Here is an 18,560-nt window from a genome sequence, read left to right on the forward strand (position 1 = left end):
TCGCCGGTCGTGCGCAGCCTGGCTCAAACTTGCAGCCTGACGATCCCGGCCTTACTCCCGTTGATGCTGCGCTAGGGGCTGCTGCTCAAGCCGTCGCCGGCGCGCCGGTTACCATCAGGAGCGTTTTCTCAGGTCTGGACCGGTGATGAGGTCGGGCTTTGGAGTACGGGATCGGTGTCGGAAGCTAACTTCGTAGCCGATGCCAACCAGAGAGCCGCGCATGCTCCCTCGATGCTGACGGCGAGCGTCCAGCACAGTACCAGACCCTGAAGTCCGTCGAGCTTCGCTCCCAGGACCGCACCGCACAGCTCCAGCAGCCCGCCGAGCGCAAACCAGGGCGCTGCCTTGAGCATCCTGTCTGCCACCCGCACGAGCGTGCAGGCATGGAATTTCAATGTTGATCCGAGCAGGCTGAAGCCGAGCAAGCTCAGGCTCGAACCGGCGATCTTGGGATAGGCCGGATTGAAGATTGCCAGGATCTGCTGTGAGTAGGTGAAGATGAAGACGGCGCACGCCAGCGAGAACAGCAGTGATACCGTCAGCGACACCAGGATGTTGTGTCGGGATTGTTTCGGGTTTGCTCGGACAACCGGGAACAGGACCATCGCCATGGCTGACGGAATCAGGGAGGCGACGGAGACCATCATCCATACCGCCACAAACGTGGCGTTGAGGGCCGGCGTCAGGAGCACCAGAACGAGATAGGGCATGACGAAGACCGGTGCCATTGATGCGACATCGAGTGCATAATGGTCGAGGACCCGGCGGCGATGGACGTGCAGCAGTCGGAAATCCGGGGGCCCAACGAGGCGACGCGCGCCTCCCCTCGTCAGAAGATCGACGCCGATCCAGGACACGAGCATTCCCGCCACCCAGGTCAAAAGGAGCGCGGTAGGAGAGGTAAACCCGAGGGCGGCCGCCGCAGCAACCAGCAGCAACTTGAATATAGAGAACAGGACCAGTCGGATCATTTTGCTGCTGCTACGCAGAATGCCGACAAATGCCTGATCGCCTACTACTGTCAGATTGTTCAGCCCGCAGCCGATGACGAAGACGAGGGCCAGGAACCAACCGTCGATCGGCCCGGTCGAACTGTTGAAGAGCGTCTCCCCGACGACAAACAACAGGGCCAATCCGACCGTCAGTGCCACGCCGGCGGAGGCTGCGGCCGCGACGAGCCCGGGTTCCTTGCCGGGATGCCGAACCAGCTCGCCGGTGAGCAAGGTCGTGAGCCCGCCCTCGCCGAGCAGGGTGACGAGGCTCATCATGGCCAGAAGGCCGGAAGCAACGCCGATCACATCAGGCGGAAACAGCCGGGCTGCGAGCCACCAATAGGCAAAGCCAAGACCAGCCGTTACCACCGTTCCGGTCGCCAGCGCGCCGGAATTCATGACGAGGGTGGCGCTCTTTTGCAGTGCCTGGCGCAGCCGCATGATGGCCGTTCGGGCGAAGTCTATCGGCACGATGGTTCTCCCGTGTCCCGGTATGCGGCCATCGCGACCTCGGCGGGAGCCGCGAGCTGGACATCCCGGTAGACCTGTTCGATCCGGGCCACGACCGCTTTGGCCTTGAGGCGCCCCACGCGGGCCAGGCCTGTCGCCTCGAGACGGCCCAGCAAGGCGCGGTCGTCCAGCAGCGCCTGCATGGCGTCGGCGAGCGCCGGCGTGTCGCCGGGCGGTACGAGAAATCCTGTCTCGCCGTGATCGACCAGATCCGGCATGCCGCCGATATCGGTTGCGACGATGGCCTTGCCGCACGCCATCGCTTCCATGATGACCGTTGCACACGCCTCCGGGCCGGTCGACGGCAACACTCCGAACAGGGATCGCCGCCAAGCGTGCATGATGGCGGAATGCGGCCATGCGCTGAAGGTGTGCACGTTTGGCGGGAACTCGGTCGGCGTATCGGCGAGCCGGCGTCCGATCAGGACAAGCGGCGGCGCCCGTTCCAGCCTGGCATAGGCCTTGAGAAGGACGTCGATGCCCTTGAGACGCATCATGTCGCCGACGAAAAGAATGAAGCCGTCGTCAGGTAGTTCGTGCAGGCAAGGGTCCTCCGGGCCAGGCACCTCGACATCGTCGGGCACGAAGTTGGGGATCACCTCGTAGGGCGCGCTGCCGTGGGTGAGCCCGGTGTGACGGGCCACTGCGTGGCTCACCGCGATGAAGCGGTCCACGATGCGTCGGGCAGCGAAGCTCGAGGCCCAGTTGCCGAAGGTGGTCGCGGTCGCCTTCGCTGCGCCATAATGCCGGGCCGCGCACGGCAGGCACTTCGTCAGCGTCGGACCGCTGCACAATTGAGTCCCGAGATGCATCAGGTTCTTCTTGGCGCAAACAAGCCCGTAATCGTGCTGGGTAACCACGAAGCGGGCCCCACTCAGGGCTCTGAGCGGCAGCAGGGATGCGTAGATCCAGTTGTGGGCGTGGACGACATCAGGTCTTTCCCGGTCAATTAGCCGCTTCAAGCCGAGCGCAAGTTCGGGATCGGGGAAGGGCGGGGCGTGCTGACGCTCGGGATCGGCATGGAGTCCCGACAGGCGCTGCAGCGTGCCGCGCAACCGGTGAACGCGGACCGCTCCGTCCAGCTCGGTCTCCGGTGATCCCGGACGCATCAATGTCCCGACGCTCACGTCGTGGCCCCGCTGCGCCAGCGCCGCGCCGAGATTGCGGACATGGCGTTCCTCGCCCCCGATCACCGGGGGATAGAATTGCGACAGCAGCAAGATGCGCATGACCGAGCCCTCCGCCTCAGGTACCCGGCACCAAGGCCGAGACCCTGCGATAAAGCCGGTTGTCGTCCGGCCGGTAGAGCCGGGCCTCGGCGTTCTGCTGGGCGGCCAGGACGGGCACGAAGAACTTCCGTACCCAGGTGTCGCCCGGCGCGATCGTCAGCGAGCGGAAGACGGCGAACGGTTGGCCGTTGAGGGTGATTTCCAGGTCGTATCGCCGAGCCTCGGTCTCTGCACTGCGAACGCCGACGACGAGTTGGCCCGGAACTCCTTTGGCCGGTGGCAACATCCATAGCTCGGTGTATTTGAACTGCCGGTCGCTGGCCTCATCGCGGACGGCGAGAGCGTAGGCTCCCGTTGCCAAAAGCATCGCCAATACGACCGCAGCTCCCTGCCTGGAGCGGATTCGCACTGAACCAGGCCAGGCACTCGGAATCGAGACATCGCTGCCGCTGGCAGGTATCAGCATCGCTCCTGTTGTCACCGCCAGGTACCAGAACGCCCAGCCAAGCGGAGTGAGCGAGCCGATCGCGTTCAGCACAAAGCCTCCGGCGATGGTGACGGCGAGACTCGCACCGATCGAACAGACAAGATGTTCGGACAGCGACGAGTTCCTTACGCCGATAACGCGCAGCACGACATGACCGGAGATGAGGAGAACCATCGGCACGCCCAGGATGAAGCGGAGGAACGTGCTGTCACTGGCCGCGACCAGGGCCACCGTGGCTCCTGCCCACAAGCAGGCACCGAAAAGGTCGCGCTTGTCAGGGCTCGGCATGCAGTCCTCTTATGTCATAGATGATGATCGAGCCGTTATCGTAAGTGCGCGTGACACCTTTGACGTCATTGAACTTCAGCAACTCGGCAGCCGAGAGCCGCTTTCCTTGCTGCGTTTCCCACGGCTCGAAGTAGAAGCCTAGGACCGGCGACCCGGTGGTCAGGCGGAGATCCACCAGCAGGAAATCAAGCTCGCTCCTGGCGAGAGCGTAGAAATCGTCTGAACTGAGTTTTTCGTTCCTGAACGCGCGGGCAGCATAGACGGCATCATTGAGCTTGGTTCTCACGTCCTGCCGGCCGTAGCCGGCAAGCAGCAGACGATTGACCCGATCGCCGATGAAGCGGTTGCCGGGTCCAAGCCACTCCTTGGTCCAGAGCGCCGTTTCGATTCCGAGGTGCTCGATGGATTGCGCGTCCGAAGCCACCCTGTAGCGGCCACGGATCGGATCGACCGATGCCGCAGTGACCCCGCTCATGACGATCACCGCCAGCGCAGTGGATGGCACGATCCGGCGCCAACCGCGGGCGGCGCGACCCTGCCAGAAATGGACGATACCCACCCCGACGACCAGTCCGACGCCGATAAAGACAAACGTTCCCATCCGGTTGCCGATTTGCCATCCGTTCACGGTCAAGCGGAACGCAACCGAGATAGGAAAGCCGCAGGCCAGCACGGTGAGCAGTACGACGCGGCTGTCGGTCCAGCGTCGTTTCAGAATGCCGTAGATTGCAAGCCAGCCTGAGCGCAGATTGCCCGGCGCTGTCATGGCCAACGATCGAAAGAAGCCCGTCGCCAACCCGAGGGCCACGAACAGGATACCGAACAAGGTGGTCAGGCGCATGAAGAGGGGCTGGGACGGCACGGCCACCTGCTCTGACTGTGGGGTGCTGGTGCCCAGGACCTTTGCCAGCAGTGCCTTGAAGCCGGATTCGACCACGGGGCCGACGTAACCAGTGAAGGGATTGCCGTGCGCCATCACCCATACGAGCGGTATAACGATGGCAAGCACCGCAGTGACGCCCATGGCGATCCTTGCCTCGAACCGGAGCGAGACGTCCCGCCGCAATGCCTCCAGGGCCGCCACCATTCCAAGGTAGACAGCGACAAAGGCCGCCGTGACATGATGGGTGACCGCCAGACTCGCCAACAGAAGAGCAATCAGACCGAGCGCGCTTAATTTTGGTCGCCCGGCAAGATCCTTCGATCCAGCCTCGACCGCGAGGATCAACATGCACAGCACGAAGCCGAGGCTCTCGTAGGAGAACATCGACTCGAACACCACGAAAGTCGAGCAGCCCATGTATGTCAGGCAGCCGATGGCCGCGATGCGCGGAGACCCGGTAATCCTCTCGTAGAACAGAAACATGGCTGCGACGAGGGTGCCTTTCAGGACCGCCAACAGCAGGGTCGCAGTCGCAAATAAAGGCAGGCCGGTGAGATTCATGATCGCCGTCGCCACGATCTCGAGGGCGGGATACGCCGACGCGATCGGTAACAATGGATTGGGCAGGAAGAGCCGGCGGGCGGTCACAAGGTCATCAGCTGCGGCCCAATGCAGGAATTCGTCGTGGTACCCGAGACCCGTGGGCGAATAGACGCTCTTGTGGAAGAACAGGGCTCCGGCAAGGAGAACCAGGAGGAAGAGACGCTCGCTGCGGGCCACACCCGGCCAAGCGATGCGAAAGCTGGTCGGAGCGATCACCAGGATGGTGCCCGACCAGAACAGCAGCGATGCCATTTCAGCGCCGCGACGACCGGCTCCCTGTCCGGCCACAACCAGCAGCAGGCCCGTGGCGACGATGAGGCACAGCGTCGCAATCCAGTTCGCGTTCGCAGGCTCCGACGTCGTATCGTCGCCGCGCAGGTCAGGGCCGATAATGGCAAGGATGGAATGCATCCAGGCACGCGCCGGTGCGATCGCGATTTCGGCGTTGAGATGGGCTCGTATCATCCGCCCCGTGCCCTCGTGACGGATCGCAAGCTCAGTGCGTCGTCGAGCGGAAGACTGACCGTTGACCGGTTGCCAGCCACATCACGATAGACGTCGCTCAACGCTTGCGCGCAGGCGTCCCAATCCGGCAAGGCCAGGTCGGGGATCTCTCGCTGCGCCGCGAGTTCTTCTGCCATCGCAGCGGCGGTCTCGCCCGGGCTCGCGTTGAGCGGAAGCGCGCGGCACAGGCCGTTGGTCGCAAGCTCGCTCAGCCCTGACGTGTCGCTGACGAGGACAGGCCGGCGCAGCGACAACGCTTCCATCACGGCAACGGGGTGAGCTTCGTATTCACTGAGCAGCACGAACAGACCGGCGCTCGCCAGCAGGTCGGTCATTCTCTGCCGCTCGGATCCCGGGATGGCGGTGATGGTGACGCGATCTTCAAGACCAAGCGTACTGACGAGACGGCGCAGCGCGCCCTCGTGAGGCCCCGTCCCGACGATGTGCAGGCGCGCGTTCGGCACCTTGCGGATCAACTCCGGCATGGCCGCAATCACCCGGTGATGGCCCTTGTAGTGCTCAAGCCTGCCGCTCGAGACGATCAGGCCGGGATCGACCTTGACGCCGGGGCTGGCGGCCGGCATCGCGGCGCCATTCGGGATGACCACAAACCGCTCCCGCGGGATGCCCATCTTCGTGCTGAAGAAACTGGCCTCGAATTCGGAGACCCCGATCAGCCGCGCGGCTTTCGCCACCAGCGGACGGAGCACCGCGCGCTGGGTGCCGCGCACGGCATTGCGCAGCCGCGAGGAATGCCCGCCGCTATGGAAGGTCAGGACGAATGGGATTTGGGTGCGGACGGCGGCAAGCAATCCGATCGGCACCACAAAAGTGCTGTAGCCTTGGAAATGGATCAGGTCCCATGTGCCGCGCCGGATCGCGCTATAGATTTGTGGTGCGATATAGAGATCCAATTCCTTCGGCCAGGCCGGCGCGCGCCGCACGCTCATGCCACGGACGTTCTCCTCGATCGGCAACTTTCCCGACGGATCGGTTGTAAGCACGTCGACCGAGTAGCCGCGCGCCGCCAAGCGGGGACCCACCTCCTGAATGTGGGTTTCGATACCGCCGACGAAGGGGTGGCAGCGAGCGGCAACCATCAGGATACGCATTCGACTCACTCGCCATCATCGTGCACTTGCGTTCCGCCTGCGCCGCCTATGGATAACCATAGGCAACGAGAGAGGCCGGAGAACGCACCCGCTCGCGCAGGATCGTCTTGAGGACGCGCCAGCCGTCCGGAATGGCGCGCAGATTGCTCAGGCCGCTGATGCGTGGAGCCTCGAAGCTCGGGACTTCAACGATGTTCAGCTGGTTCTTCAAGGCCCGTACGTTGATGAGGGTCTCGATCTCGAACCCGTCGCAGTCGCAGTTGAGCGTGGGGACGTGCTTGGTCCAGAATGCCATATATCCGTAGCAGAGGTCGGAGAACGAGCCGCCGTAGAGCAGCCGCACCATCAGGGTGAGCCCCCAATTGCCGAGCATCCGGAACAACGACATGTCGTCGGTCCCTGCGCCCTGGAGAAAGCGCGAGCCCTTGACCATATCCGCGCCCGCGATCAGCGCGCCGACGAAGACGATGGCTTCCTCCGGCACCATCGACCCGTCGGCATCGATCATGACGATGATATCACCGGTGGCGGCGCGGAATCCGGCCTGCAGGGCGGCGCCCTTGCCGCGCCGTGGCTCCATCACAACCTTCACGTCCTCGCGCAGGCTGCGCGCCACCGCAACCGTGTCGTCGGTCGAACGTCCGTCGACGATGATCACTTCGTGTGCCCATGCCGGGATACGCGGCAGCAGCCAAGGCAGGTTCTTGGCCTCATTGAGTGTCGGGACCACGAAGCTCACCCGCGGCATCGCCAGCGAGTGTGCCAGCGCGAGATTGACCGGGTCAGGCACCCATACGGTACTGACGTAGGAGAGATTGTTGGGGACAGGAGCGTTCATGGCAGCACCGTACGATCAAATGGCCGGACCTGCACCGCAGGCCGCGACCGGACAAGGATACTTGATAGGTGTTGGGCAAGAGTCCGCGCAGGATGATAGGTCCCGTATACGAAGCGACACACCGGGCCGAAGCTGTTTGCTGCGGCGGGACCGATAAAATGCAAGCCTGGCACCGACGTCTCGTAATGCGACGAAAGCTGCGGCGCACCCTCTTCAAGACGGATGTTGCGAAGCAGCGCCTGGTTAACAAAGCCGAGCCGGCTGACATCGATCTTGTACCCGGTCGCGAAGATCACATGATCGGCCTGCAGCGATTGCTTGGCATGGCCAGCGTCGACCAGATTGAGCACGGCCTTGCCGTTGCGGGTCTCGGTGCTCTGGAGGGAAGTGGCGAGTAGCGTCGGCACCTTTCCGACAACGCGGTCCCTCACGAAGGCGCCGCCCAGCGGGCCAAGCGCCTCGTGGTTGGCGATCTTGATACGCCGCTCTTTCGACAGCAGCCGGATGAGCTGAGGATACTTTGCGTAGGCCCCCAGTGTCCAACCCGGGCCGATGCCGCTCAACGGCGCCATCGCACGCTCGATGGAAGAGCGGTTATGGGGACGGTTGGCGAAACGCAGTTGCTGTGCGCGCGCGACGAGCGCAACTGAAATCCCTCGTTCATGGAGCAGCGCGGCGAGGTCTGTCGCGGACGATCCGGATCCGACCACGACGACTTCCTTGCCGTCCAATGCTTCGAGCGAACCGTACTTGCCGCTGTGCGAGCACAACTCGGCAGGCAAATGCGCGGCGTCCTGCGGCAGGTGCTCGAAGGGCTGCAGGCCGACTGCCACCACGATGCGCCGCGCGTTGATCGTCTCGCCGTCGTCAAAACTGGCGCGAAGGCCGCCATCGGCGGTCTCCAACGCGGTGAGGACCTTGCTTTCCACGGCGGGCACGTACCGCATCCGGAACGCCTCGCCGTACTCGATGAATCGGTCGAGCGTCAGCGGCGTCAGCACGTCATGATACGGCATGGCGCGTTCGGTGCAGAACGATTTCACCGTGAATTCCGATCCGGGATCGGAGAGACTTGTTGCCCAAGGATATGATTTCAGCAGCATGCCGCGTGGCATGTTGTGCTTCCAGGGCCCCATGGGTTCACCGAAAATCCGGTGCTCCACACCGCGTGCGCGCAGATGCGCAGCCAGCGACAAGCCGTAGGGGCCGGCGCCTATGACGGCCACATCTACGGATGTGCTTAATCGGCCCATATGTGCACCTCCCGCACTAAATAAAAACAGAAGTTGAAATGAAAAAGAGATCGGGAGATTACCAACGCTGAAGTCTCTCCTTGCGGCCCTCTTCCGGCTACCCTCGACGCCAAGGATCGCTGATGCCGCTTCACAGTGGAAGCACGATAGGTGGTTAGCTCTTTGTAGTTATCCGTTCAGATCGCTTCCGATGCCGACGAAATAGTCCTGCATCAGCAACCACTTCGCCGGTGATGATTTCCATCGTGCGGGAGAGCAACCGCCCGTCCTTCTTCAAGCGACATCAGCCGGAATTGAAGACAGGACGGATTGTCGGTTCACCGCGGCCGACACCTCAGGTGACAGCGGCTCGTAGGAGGCTGTGACCTCTCGCAATCGCCTGACGCGACCGAACATGTCGATCACCTCGAGGCCAGACCCGCGATTGTAGGTGTGGCAGCCGAAGCTTGCCGCTCGGATGACCCCAACCGGGGTTTGAGCAAATTCCGACGGTCCGAGCGCATCGATCCGGCATAGCGTTATCGCATCGCCATAACCGCGGGAGCAGTTCTGGACCGGGCGCAGGATTTGCCCGCCGTGCTCGATGAAGGCGCCGGCAGGACGGCTGAGCGAGGCGTCGATCAGGATTGGGTTTGCGGCATGAGGTACCCAGGTCCCGGTCAGGCCCTCCGCGTGGTAGACCTCGAGCACGTCCCATGCCGAGGATCTCCACCGTCTCGGGGTGACAAAGAACCACGAGCGGCCGTTGCGAAACAGCGGCGTGCAGTCGTAGGCCTCGACGCGGTCGATCGGGCACGCTTCCCGGGTCCACCGGTAGGGGAATTCGATGGCCCGATAGAGGCAGACATTGCTCGCTTCCCCGGATTCCGGGATCATCCAGATCTGTCCGTCCCGCTCGAACACGAACGGATAGGAGAGATGGTGCGGCTCCTCCAGGACGATCCGCGGCGCGCTGGTAGTGCCGTCGGGGTTCACTCTCGCGACCGCGATGCATCCCCGCTTTTTCCGGTAGGAGTACTGCTCGACAAAGATGAAATCCTGCCCGTGGTGGCTGAACGGAAACGGGTCGGCAAGATAGCTGTCGGCATCCGCAGCGAGCACCTTGAAGACGGCTTTGCCCTTGTCGAGCAGGCTTGTCCCTTCGTTGCGGCGCCAGCCGACGGCCCACATCTTTCCGCCTTTTGCAATGATATTCAGGAGACGAATGGCCTTCGATGCCACCGTGCGACTCGCCCAAATGAGGGCCGCAGCGCTGCCTGGAGGGCTGGTCATCCGTGGACGGGCGGCATCGGATGCAGCTGCCCGCTTGTCCCCGCGTACCGCCTTGAGGATCAGAAGGATAGCGCATGAGAGGGTGCCATCAAGGCTCACCGCGAACACGTCGCGGTCTGCGCTGGCGGGGCGCGCCGTCCACGGACCCCAGGGGCAAGTCGTATCGTGCAGCTCGACGAGCAGGTCCTCACCATTCGTCAGCGCTGCCATCACTCCGATTTCGCCGGGGACGCCGTTGAAGAGTGGTGTCAGCACGCGCCGTGCGCGCGTGACGGGTGTCTCGCCGCTGAGATTGATCACGACATCCGGCGTGGTGGTCGGGGGCGGCAGCGCTCGGAGTGCGGCCGGGATGGAATCGGTGGCACAATCTCCGCGAACGCCGTAGACGAGCCGCTCCAGCTCGAGCAGCCAGCGGCAAATTTGCGGCATCGGGTGGCGATCGGAGCCGAAGGTGCACGAGACCTCGTTGCGAGGATTCTTGGCAAGCGCCTCCGCGAGCCACAGATGCCAGCGCAGCAGCCGCGACGGATCAAGATGCAGGCAAACGCGCATTCACTCCCCGAGCCCGTTCGGTTTCTTCGCCCGCCGCAACCGCGTGCCTTGCCGACGAGGAAAGGCAGCACCTTTTTCGGTCTGACGGCACACGGTCACGCCAGGGCGATCGGCTGCAAAACTATGGCCCAAACAGCGCTGGGATGTGTGATGTCAGACGGGGTAATCCCTCGGGGAAGTTGCGCTCGGCCGGTCGGGAAGGTCATTTGGATGCATGAATGTCGGCTGGCAACGGGCCAAGAATGGATTGATTGCAGCGTACCGCTGCTCGCCGAGTGCAGAACTCTGCGAACCGTGGAACGATCTCGTTGCGCGCGTCGACGGCAATGCGTTCATGCATCCTGCGGCGCTGCTTGCCACTGCCGAGACCGGCTTTGCCGAGATCCACGTCCTGATCGCGTGGGACGAGGGGGTGGAGCCTCGCTGTCCGGTTGGCTTCTGGGCCTTGTGCGAAAGGCGCAATTTGCCGACCACGCCCGCTTTTTTGGAAGCGATCCCGATTTACGCGTCCACCTCGAATGCCGTGATCGACCGTGCTCGCGCTGACGAGGTGATGGCAGCGTTTTTTGACGTGATCAGGCACGACCTCCGCCTGCCCAAGATCATCCGATTGCGGTCGTTCGAAGCTGACCCCGTTGTCTACCCGGCGATGCTCCGGCAGCTCGAGGGCGTGGGCCGGCACCGCGAGCTTGTGCGCGTCGAACGCCCGTTTGCCGATCGGTGCTCAGGGACCAAGAAATCGGGATCGACCCGCAAGAAGCTGCGTCAGGACTGGAATCGGCTCTCCGCGACAGGAAAGGCGGAGATTGTGAACGGCCGGACACCGGCCGAAACGGAAGCCGCGTTCGAGGTCTTTCTCGCGCTCGAGGCGGCGAGCTGGAAGGGTGAGGAGGGTACAGCGCTGCTGTGCGACGCCGGCGATGCACAATTTGCCCGGCAGCTGATCCGAAACCTCGCCGCGCACAACCTGGCCTCGGTCGCCCTGCTGCGCGTCGATGACGTTGCGATCGCTGGCCAAGTCCTGATCTACAGCGGCCGCCAGGCCTATACGTGGAAGACCGCATTCGATGCGTCCTTCGCGCGCTTTTCCCCAGGGGCTCTGCTGATCAGCAGGATTACGGACGAGCTGCTTGAATCCGGTCAGATCGCCGCGATCGACTCGTGTTCGTTGGCGGATGGAATCATGTCGCAGCTGTGGACCGGCCGACGCACCATGGTCGATGCCCTGATCGATGTTCATATGCGCAGCTCGCAGGCGTTCGCGATGGAAGTGGCGCAGCACGAGGGCCGTCTGCAATTTGGCGGCGAGCGTAGCCGAATGTGGCACACGATCCAGCATTCCGGGTAAGGCGCGCGCAGAGCGCGTCACAGTTTCCGAACCTGGTCACATGCTGGCCGCATCACTGTCATGTGCTTGCCTTGTGACAAGGCGACCCCGCGGGCGCTGCGCCGATCCTTCAGACACACACTGATTTCCGTCTAAGGTCATGCCGATCCGCAAAACGGCGGCGATTTGCCGCGCCGATGAAGACGCGCAGCCTGCGCTGGACACTTCAGCCAATGCCTTCCTCGCCAGCCGGCTAATCACCTTCACTTGATCGGAAGTCGGCCCTTCGGAGCGCGGCGCCGAAGGGAGTAACCCTTCGGGGAAGTTGCGCTCGGCCGCCTGCAATAGTCACGTGGAGGAATGATTGTTGGCTGGAAATGGGCGGGAGACAGGCTGCGCAACACCGGACTGCGCGTACTGGTGTGTGCGCTGCTATCTGCCCCAACCATCGCCAGCGCAGCGGATGGTCAAGCGGCAGACGGTCCGCCGGCAACACCCTTCGTCAAAGCTCAGGGAACGCGCTTTACGCTTGACGGCAGACAGTTCTTTGTGACTGGCGTGAACAACCATTATCTCACCTTCGGTTCGGAGAACGAAGTCACTCGCGTTCTCGACGACGCGGTGGCGATGGGCGCCAACGTGGTTCGCACCTTTCTTCAGCCGGTCATCGGATCGCTTGACGGCAGCATGGCGACCGTCTGGCAGTGGAAGATGCAGGCCGACGCGAGCGATCTCGGCGTCAAGGGGACGTACCTGCTCTACTGGGACGATCGCGAAGGCGGGATGGCCATCAATGATGGCGCGAACGGAATGCAGAAGATTGATTTCCTGGTCGCCGAAGCCAGCAAGCGACACCTGAGACTGATCATCGCCTTCCTCGACTTCTGGGACTATACGGGCGGCGCTCAGCAGATGCGGGCCTGGTACGGGAGCCAGGACAAGTCCGGCTTCTTCTTTCGCGACCGGCGCACCCGGCGCGATTACATGACCTGGGTTCGCCACGTCGTGGAGCGCGTCAACTCCTTCACCGGGATCACCTACCGCGACGATCCGAACATCATGGCCTGGGAGTTGATGAACGAAGGCAATGCGAATCCGGAGAGCCTGCGATTGGCCTGGACCAGAGAGATGTCTGCCTACGTCAAGTTCCTCGATCCCAATCATCTCGTCAGTTCAGGAAATGCCGGAAATATCAGCGCCTCCGACAAGCTGTCCGACCTGACGATTCCCACCCTCGATTACGGGACCTGGCACGGTTACCCGCTCTTTTTCAACCAGACGGTTCAGCAGTTCGGCGACACCATCACCGAGTTTTGCCAGTTGGGTGTTCGCGCCAACAAGCCCGTTTTGCTCGAGGAGTTCGGCTACGCCCGCTCCAATCCGGACGCTGCCGCTGCCTACGCCATGTGGCTCGACAAGCTTGGCCGCGACCCCGATTGCGCGGGGTGGCTGGTGTGGCGGCTGGTGTCGCGTCAGGACAGCGGGCGCTTTCCCGTCGACGAGCATGATCAGTTTGATATCCGCAATGACGGAAGCGCGATCTGGAATGCCTTCAAAGCGGCGACAGCGCGGGCGACGCGGTCCCAGGAAACGAACCGGGCCCCGGACAACGGACGGAAGCTGCCATGATCGACGCATCTGTGGTGATTTGCGCGCACACGCTCGACCGCTGGGGCGAGCTGCAACGCGCCGTCGCGTCAGTCCGCGCCCAAACCCGCGCGCCCCGGGAAATCATCGTGGTGATCGACAACAACGAAGCCCTGCGAGCGCGGGCCGCGCAGGAATTCGCCGGCGTCACCGTTCTCGCGAATGCCGGGAAGCCCGGCTTGTCGGGTGGCCGCATGACAGGAACGGAGCACGCCACGGCGTCGGTTATCTGTTTCCTGGATGACGATGCCGCTGCCGACCCGTGCTGGCTTGAGGATCTGCTGGAGGCCTATCGGGATCCGGCGGTGTTGGGAGCGGGTGGACCGGTGGTGCCAATGTGGCAGGCGCCGCCGCCGTCCTGGTTTCCTGCCGAATTCGCTTGGGTCGTCGGCTGCACCTATGCCGGCATGGATGTGCAGGACGGGCGCATTCGCAACCCGATCGGCGCCAACATGTCAGTGCGCGCCGATGTGTTGCGCCGCGCCGGTGGCTTCGCCTCGGAGCTCGGCCGCCGCAAGCTCGGATTTTCCGTCAGCGGTCGCGCGCGGATCGGCGGCAAGGCCGAGAGCTGCGAAGAGACCGAACTCTGCATCCGCGCCTCTCGTCTATTTCCCGGCGGCTACTTTGCCTATCGCCAGCGAGCGCGGGTGCACCATGTCGTGCCGGCGCAGCGGGCGACGTGGGCGTATTTCGTCAATCGCTGCTTGATCGAGGGCACCGCCAAGGCGGTCCTGAGGAATCTCGCGGGCTCCGGCGACGGACTCAAGACCGAACAGCGCTATGTTCGCGAAGTCTTGCCGCGCGCCGTCGCGAGCGAGCTCAAGGCCGCGATGCTTGGCAAATTCAGCTCCGCCCGGCGGGCCGGGGCGATTGTAGCCGGCTTTTGCCTGACCGCCTTTGCCTACACCGCGACGCGTCTCGGCGGAATGGCCGAAGATTTCTCGCAGAATCTGTCGTCGCGGGCTCAGATCTGGAGATCCTAGAGCGGCGTTGCACGGAAGGCCTGTTGGACTGGCACGGTGATCGATATGATCTTGTTGACGGGAGGCGCTGGCTATATCGGGTCCCATGTCTGCATCGCATTGCTGGACGCGGGGTTCGATGTCGTGGCGATCGACAATCTCTGCAACAGCAACCGGGCCTCTCTCGACCGGGTCGAAGCGATCTGCGGGCGAGCGCTCGTTTTCCGACACGTCGACATCCGGGATGAGGAGGCCGTCTTCGAGGTGCTTCGTGCATGTGGCGTGACCGCGGTCATCCACCTTGCGGGGCTGAAGGCCGTTGGCGAGTCCAGCGCTGATCCCATGACCTATTACGACAACAATGTCGTGGGGACGATGCGGCTGGTGTCGGCAATGAAACGGGCGAAGGTCAAGACGCTTGTCTTCAGCTCATCCGCCACCGTTTACGGCATGCCAACCTATCTGCCGCTCGACGAGAGGCATCCGCTCGCACCGACCAACCCATACGGTCGTACCAAGCTGATCGTCGAGGAAATGCTGAAGGATCTTTATCGCGCCGAGGACGATTGGCGCATCGGCATCCTGCGCTATTTCAATCCGGCCGGCGCGCACGAGAGCGGGCTTGTCGGAGAAGACCCGATCGGCGTTCCGAACAATCTGGTGCCGCTCGTGGCGCAGGTGGCGATTGGAAGGCGAGCGAAGCTGAGGATTTGGGGCAACGACTACGACACTCCGGATGGCACCGGTATCCGGGATTTCATTCATGTCGTCGACCTTGCTGCCGGCCATCTCAGTGTCTTGCGCCACCTCGAGCAGCCCGGCGTGTTCACGGTCAATCTGGGAACGGGAAGCGGCAGCAGCGTCCTGGAGGTCGTTCGCGCTTTCGAGGCCGCGAGCGGCAGGTCAATTCCGTACGAGATCGCAGATCGCCGCACCGGCGATGTCGCGATCTGCTGTGCCGATCCGAGCTTTGCGAAACGAACGCTGGATTGGAAATCGGCGCGGTCGCTGGCGCAGATGTGCGCCGATCATTGGCACTGGCAGCTGAAGAATCCCGACGGTTACCGCCACATCTAGCACTTGAGTGGTCCACACACGCCTGCGTGATCGCGACGTCTTGGCGGATGGCACCCTTGCCACTTTGTCAACGCGGCCTCCACGTAACGGCTTTTTCGCATAGCCGCCGCAGAGAATTAAATCCTAGCTAATGTTAAAATTGAGCGCCAACGCACCGTCCGAATGGGGCGCGCTGCGGCAAAAAACGCCTGTGAGAAGATCATTTTGAAACGATTTTTCGCCATACTTGATCTTTAGCCAACCGACCTAGCAGTCGAAGGGGCGTACTACCGAATCGCTACTGGACTGAAATCTGCCCGCGGCGCCATGCGCTGCGAGCATGCGGTACGTCGCGCGGTTCGCGACGGTGGAATTCTTAGTTCAATCCTTGGAAGGAACATGGAATGGCCCTTGCCGCACCAGCAGGCTTTACGTCAAGCAATCTCGTCTATCAGGATACCTTTTCCAGTTCGCTAGACAGCGACTGGCACACCTACATCACGAGTCGCGCCGCCAACGGTTGGGCGTGGAACAGCTATGGATCGGGTGGAAGCGGGCCGGGCGGCGCGTACGATGCCGATTACGACATGCCGAGCCAGGTGACCGTGAGCAACGGTCTGCTGAATCTCACCGCGGCCAAGCAGACCGTCACCGGCATGAATCAGGGCTCGGTGCAGTCATTTCCGATTACGTCGGGCGCCGTCAGCAGCTACGGCAACTTCGAGTTTAACGGCGGTTACCTTCAGATCAGCATGAAGGCGCCGAGCGGCAATGGTGCATGGCCAGGGCTTTGGCTGATGCCCGGCGCAGGCTCGAACAGCGGCGACAATTTCGAGATCGATATCCAGGAGGGCGGATATACCGGCTCGGGACCGGCAAACCAGGCCTTCTCCTGGCATCTTCACTCGCCGTCAGGGACGGTCGGCGGTGTTGTCGACACCGGCGTCGATCTCACGGCCGGCTTCCATACCTACGGCATCAATTGGGTGCCCGGCCAATCGATCACCTGGTACCTCGACGGAAGACAGATCGCGACGGTGACCAGCGCGCAGGTGCAGATTCCGAACCAGCCGATGCAGCTGATCATGAGCAATCAGGTCGCGAATTCAAACGCGGCCGGCTGGCATACTGCACTTGATGGCTCTACCCCCTCGACGATGCAGATGCAGATCGACGAGATCCAGCTCTATCGATTGCCCGGCAGCGCCGGCTCCGTCACCGGAGCGAACGTCAGTTCGACGAGCCCCCCGCCACCGACCCAGCCGACCACGCCAGCGGTTACGCCGACGGTGACGTCGGTTGCTGCTTCACCGGGGACGGGTATCGAGCATGTTGGCGATTCCGTTACATTGACGCTCGCCTTCAACGAGGCCGTGAACGTGGTTGGCAAGCCGACGCTGACGCTCAATGACGGAAGCACCGCTACCTATGTCAGCGGTTCGGGGACCAGCGCGCTCACCTTCCGAACGACCGTTGCGTCGACCAATACAGCGACGTCGGCCCTTGCCGTCACCGGGGTCAGCCTTGCGGGCGGTGCGAGCATCCGTGATGCCAGCGGCGTCGCCGCGAATCTTGCCGGTGCGGTGAAGACGTTCGCCGGTCTCCAGATCGATCCGACGAGCCCCACGCTACCGTCTCAGCCGACCACGCCAGCGGTTACGCCGGCGGTGACGCAGGTTGTCGCCTCGCCGGGGACGGGGGTCGAGCATGTTGGCGATTCCGTTACATTGTCGCTCGCCTTCAACGAGGCCGTGAACGTGGTTGGCAAGCCAACGCTGACGCTCAATGACGGAAGCACCGCTACCTATGTCAGCGGTTCGGGGACCAGCGCGCTCACCTTCCGAACGACCGTTGCGTCGACCAATACAGCGACGTCGGCCCTTGCCGTCACCGGGGTCAGCCTTGCGGGCGGTGCGAGCATTCGTGACGCCAGCGGCGTCGCCGCGAATCTTGCCGGTGCGGTGAAGACGTTCGCCGGTCTCCAGATCGATCCGACGAGCCCCACGCTACCGTCTCAGCCGACCACGCCAGCGGTTACGCCGGCGGTGACGCAGGTTGTCGCCTCGCCGGGGACGGGGGTCGAGCATGTTGGCGATACCGTGACATTTACGCTCGGGTTCAACGAGGCCGTGAATGTGGCCGGCAAACCGACGCTGTCGCTCAATGATGGCAGCACCGCTACCTATGTCAGCGGTTCGGGGACCAGCGCGCTCACCTTCCGAACGACCGTTGCGTCGACCGATCTTCAGACGTCCGCCCTTGCCATCACCGGGGTCAACCTGCCCAGCGGTGCGAGCATCAGCGACGCCGGCGGTGCCGCGGCGAATCTTGCCGGCGCAGTGAAGACGTTCGCCGGTCTGCAGATCTCTCCGAGCGTCACGGCGCCGTCAACGCCGACGTCGTCCGTCGCGCCGGTGCTCATGATCGCGGATACCTCGCTGTCGGTGGACGGAAGAGGCGGGACCGTCGACCTGGGTGTCAAGGTGGCGACCACCGACCCGAATGATGCTGTGACCGTGACCATCAAGGGGTTGCCGAGGTACGAGACCATCACCGACAACCTCGATGGCCGCACCTACAAGGGCGGGAGAGACATCACGCTGACCGCCGCGCAGGTCGAAAGTGGATTGACGCTGCAGTCGAACTACCGGGGCAGCGACCATCCGGTTGCTACGCTCTCGATCACGGCGACTGCAACGGACCCGTCGACCGGCTCCGTCACGAGGTCTGCGTCGCAGAGCATCACGGTGACGGACCCGCCGCCAGCGTCTTCCACCATGAGCGCATCGGCGAATCTGAACTTTGCGGTGCTGAGCCAGTATCTGGCAACCCATCACGGCAGCAGTGGTGTGGGGCAGCTCCTCACGGCCGTTGCGCAGGGAGGGAGCTGGAACGAACAATCGTATCTGAGCAAGCCGCAGCATTGATGCTGCGGCCTACCCGGCAGCGTTTCCGCGCCGTCGATCGGCGGCGCGGAAACGAGATTTGACCGGTTCGGCAGTTGCGTTCGATACTGCCTCGTTTTTTGCGAATGCATAATAAGGA

At 63.1% G+C, this 18,560-nt stretch carries 13 protein-coding genes; 5 read left to right on the forward strand and 8 right to left on the reverse strand.

The window, feature by feature from the left end; genetic code table 11:
- Nucleotides 1–128: 128 nt before the first annotated feature.
- The 8 genes from HAP54_RS20450 to HAP54_RS20485 form a co-directional block, all read right to left on the reverse strand.
- Entirely contained in the window at nt 129–1,463 is a 1,335-nt protein-coding gene (locus tag HAP54_RS20450; protein ID WP_176422232.1) for a hypothetical protein, read from the reverse strand.
- Nucleotides 1,454–2,731 carry a glycosyltransferase gene (locus HAP54_RS20455; RefSeq protein ID WP_166303235.1) on the reverse strand — a complete coding sequence of 426 codons (1,278 nt, stop codon included), beginning with the start codon at nt 2,729–2,731 and terminating at the stop codon, nt 1,454–1,456. Before HAP54_RS20455 ends, HAP54_RS20450 begins: the two co-directional genes overlap by 10 nt.
- A gap of 16 nt (nt 2,732–2,747) precedes the next feature.
- A complete protein-coding gene (locus tag HAP54_RS20460) occupies nt 2,748–3,506 on the reverse strand; it encodes a hypothetical protein (RefSeq protein WP_166303238.1) in 759 nt (252 codons plus the stop codon).
- Nucleotides 3,493–5,457 carry a hypothetical protein gene (locus HAP54_RS20465; RefSeq protein ID WP_166303241.1) on the reverse strand — a complete coding sequence of 655 codons (1,965 nt, stop codon included), beginning with the start codon at nt 5,455–5,457 and terminating at the stop codon, nt 3,493–3,495. The genes HAP54_RS20460 and HAP54_RS20465 overlap by 14 nt, the downstream gene beginning before the upstream one ends.
- Complete coding sequence (locus tag HAP54_RS20470) at nt 5,454–6,608, reverse strand: glycosyltransferase family 4 protein (protein WP_166303244.1); 1,155 nt, start codon at nt 6,606–6,608, stop codon at nt 5,454–5,456. The genes HAP54_RS20465 and HAP54_RS20470 overlap by 4 nt, the downstream gene beginning before the upstream one ends.
- Before the next feature lie 46 nt (nt 6,609–6,654).
- On the reverse strand, nt 6,655–7,446 hold the full coding sequence (locus tag HAP54_RS20475) for a glycosyltransferase family 2 protein (protein WP_338696891.1): 792 nt from the start codon (nt 7,444–7,446) through the stop codon (nt 6,655–6,657).
- On the reverse strand, nt 7,443–8,699 hold the full coding sequence (locus HAP54_RS20480) for an FAD-dependent oxidoreductase (RefSeq protein ID WP_166303246.1): 1,257 nt from the start codon (nt 8,697–8,699) through the stop codon (nt 7,443–7,445). Before HAP54_RS20480 ends, HAP54_RS20475 begins: the two co-directional genes overlap by 4 nt.
- Nucleotides 8,700–8,972: 273 nt before the next feature.
- Nucleotides 8,973–10,523 carry a glucosamine inositolphosphorylceramide transferase family protein gene (locus HAP54_RS20485; protein ID WP_166303249.1) on the reverse strand — a complete coding sequence of 517 codons (1,551 nt, stop codon included), beginning with the start codon at nt 10,521–10,523 and terminating at the stop codon, nt 8,973–8,975.
- 214 nt (nt 10,524–10,737) lie between these two features.
- Here HAP54_RS20485 and HAP54_RS20490 point away from each other — a divergent pair, with 214 nt between their 5' ends.
- From HAP54_RS20490 to HAP54_RS20510, 5 genes are all read left to right on the forward strand, one after another.
- Nucleotides 10,738–11,871 carry a GNAT family N-acetyltransferase gene (locus HAP54_RS20490; protein WP_166303252.1) on the forward strand — a complete coding sequence of 378 codons (1,134 nt, stop codon included), beginning with the start codon at nt 10,738–10,740 and terminating at the stop codon, nt 11,869–11,871.
- 339 nt (nt 11,872–12,210) lie between these two features.
- Entirely contained in the window at nt 12,211–13,479 is a 1,269-nt protein-coding gene (locus HAP54_RS20495) for a glycoside hydrolase 5 family protein (RefSeq protein WP_166303255.1), read from the forward strand.
- The gene (locus HAP54_RS20500; protein ID WP_166303258.1) at nt 13,476–14,480 is read left to right on the forward strand and encodes a glycosyltransferase family 2 protein; all 1,005 of its coding nucleotides are present in this window, start codon (nt 13,476–13,478) and stop codon (nt 14,478–14,480) included. Before HAP54_RS20495 ends, HAP54_RS20500 begins: the two co-directional genes overlap by 4 nt.
- A gap of 45 nt (nt 14,481–14,525) precedes the next feature.
- Nucleotides 14,526–15,536, forward strand: a complete 1,011-nt coding sequence (gene galE / locus HAP54_RS20505; RefSeq protein ID WP_166308121.1) for a UDP-glucose 4-epimerase GalE — start codon at nt 14,526–14,528, stop codon at nt 15,534–15,536.
- 383 nt (nt 15,537–15,919) lie between these two features.
- Nucleotides 15,920–18,442 (forward strand): glycoside hydrolase family 16 protein, encoded by a 2,523-nt coding sequence (locus HAP54_RS20510; protein WP_166303261.1) that lies wholly within the window; start codon nt 15,920–15,922, stop codon nt 18,440–18,442.
- Nucleotides 18,443–18,560 lie beyond the last annotated feature (118 nt).

The organism is Bradyrhizobium sp. 2S1, from assembly GCF_011516625.5.
GTDB classification, from domain to species: domain Bacteria; phylum Pseudomonadota; class Alphaproteobacteria; order Rhizobiales; family Xanthobacteraceae; genus Bradyrhizobium; species Bradyrhizobium septentrionale.

Bases quoted from the DNA above. Each gene is read 5' to 3' on its own strand.
- HAP54_RS20470 (WP_166303244.1), bottom strand. From the start codon at position 6,608: ATGCGTATCCTGATGGTTGCCGCTCGCTGCCACCCCTTCGTCGGCGGT.
- HAP54_RS20475 (WP_338696891.1), bottom strand. From the start codon at position 7,446: ATGAACGCTCCTGTCCCCAACAATCTCTCCTACGTCAGTACCGTATGG.
- galE (WP_166308121.1), top strand. From the start codon at position 14,526: ATGATCTTGTTGACGGGAGGCGCTGGCTATATCGGGTCCCATGTCTGC.
- HAP54_RS20465 (WP_166303241.1), bottom strand. From the start codon at position 5,457: ATGATACGAGCCCATCTCAACGCCGAAATCGCGATCGCACCGGCGCGT.
- HAP54_RS20460 (WP_166303238.1), bottom strand. From the start codon at position 3,506: ATGCCGAGCCCTGACAAGCGCGACCTTTTCGGTGCCTGCTTGTGGGCA.
- HAP54_RS20510 (WP_166303261.1), top strand. From the start codon at position 15,920: ATGGCCCTTGCCGCACCAGCAGGCTTTACGTCAAGCAATCTCGTCTAT.
- HAP54_RS20490 (WP_166303252.1), top strand. From the start codon at position 10,738: ATGAATGTCGGCTGGCAACGGGCCAAGAATGGATTGATTGCAGCGTAC.
- HAP54_RS20495 (WP_166303255.1), top strand. From the start codon at position 12,211: ATGATTGTTGGCTGGAAATGGGCGGGAGACAGGCTGCGCAACACCGGA.
- HAP54_RS20500 (WP_166303258.1), top strand. From the start codon at position 13,476: ATGATCGACGCATCTGTGGTGATTTGCGCGCACACGCTCGACCGCTGG.
- HAP54_RS20485 (WP_166303249.1), bottom strand. From the start codon at position 10,523: ATGCGCGTTTGCCTGCATCTTGATCCGTCGCGGCTGCTGCGCTGGCAT.
- HAP54_RS20480 (WP_166303246.1), bottom strand. From the start codon at position 8,699: ATGGGCCGATTAAGCACATCCGTAGATGTGGCCGTCATAGGCGCCGGC.
- HAP54_RS20455 (WP_166303235.1), bottom strand. From the start codon at position 2,731: ATGCGCATCTTGCTGCTGTCGCAATTCTATCCCCCGGTGATCGGGGGC.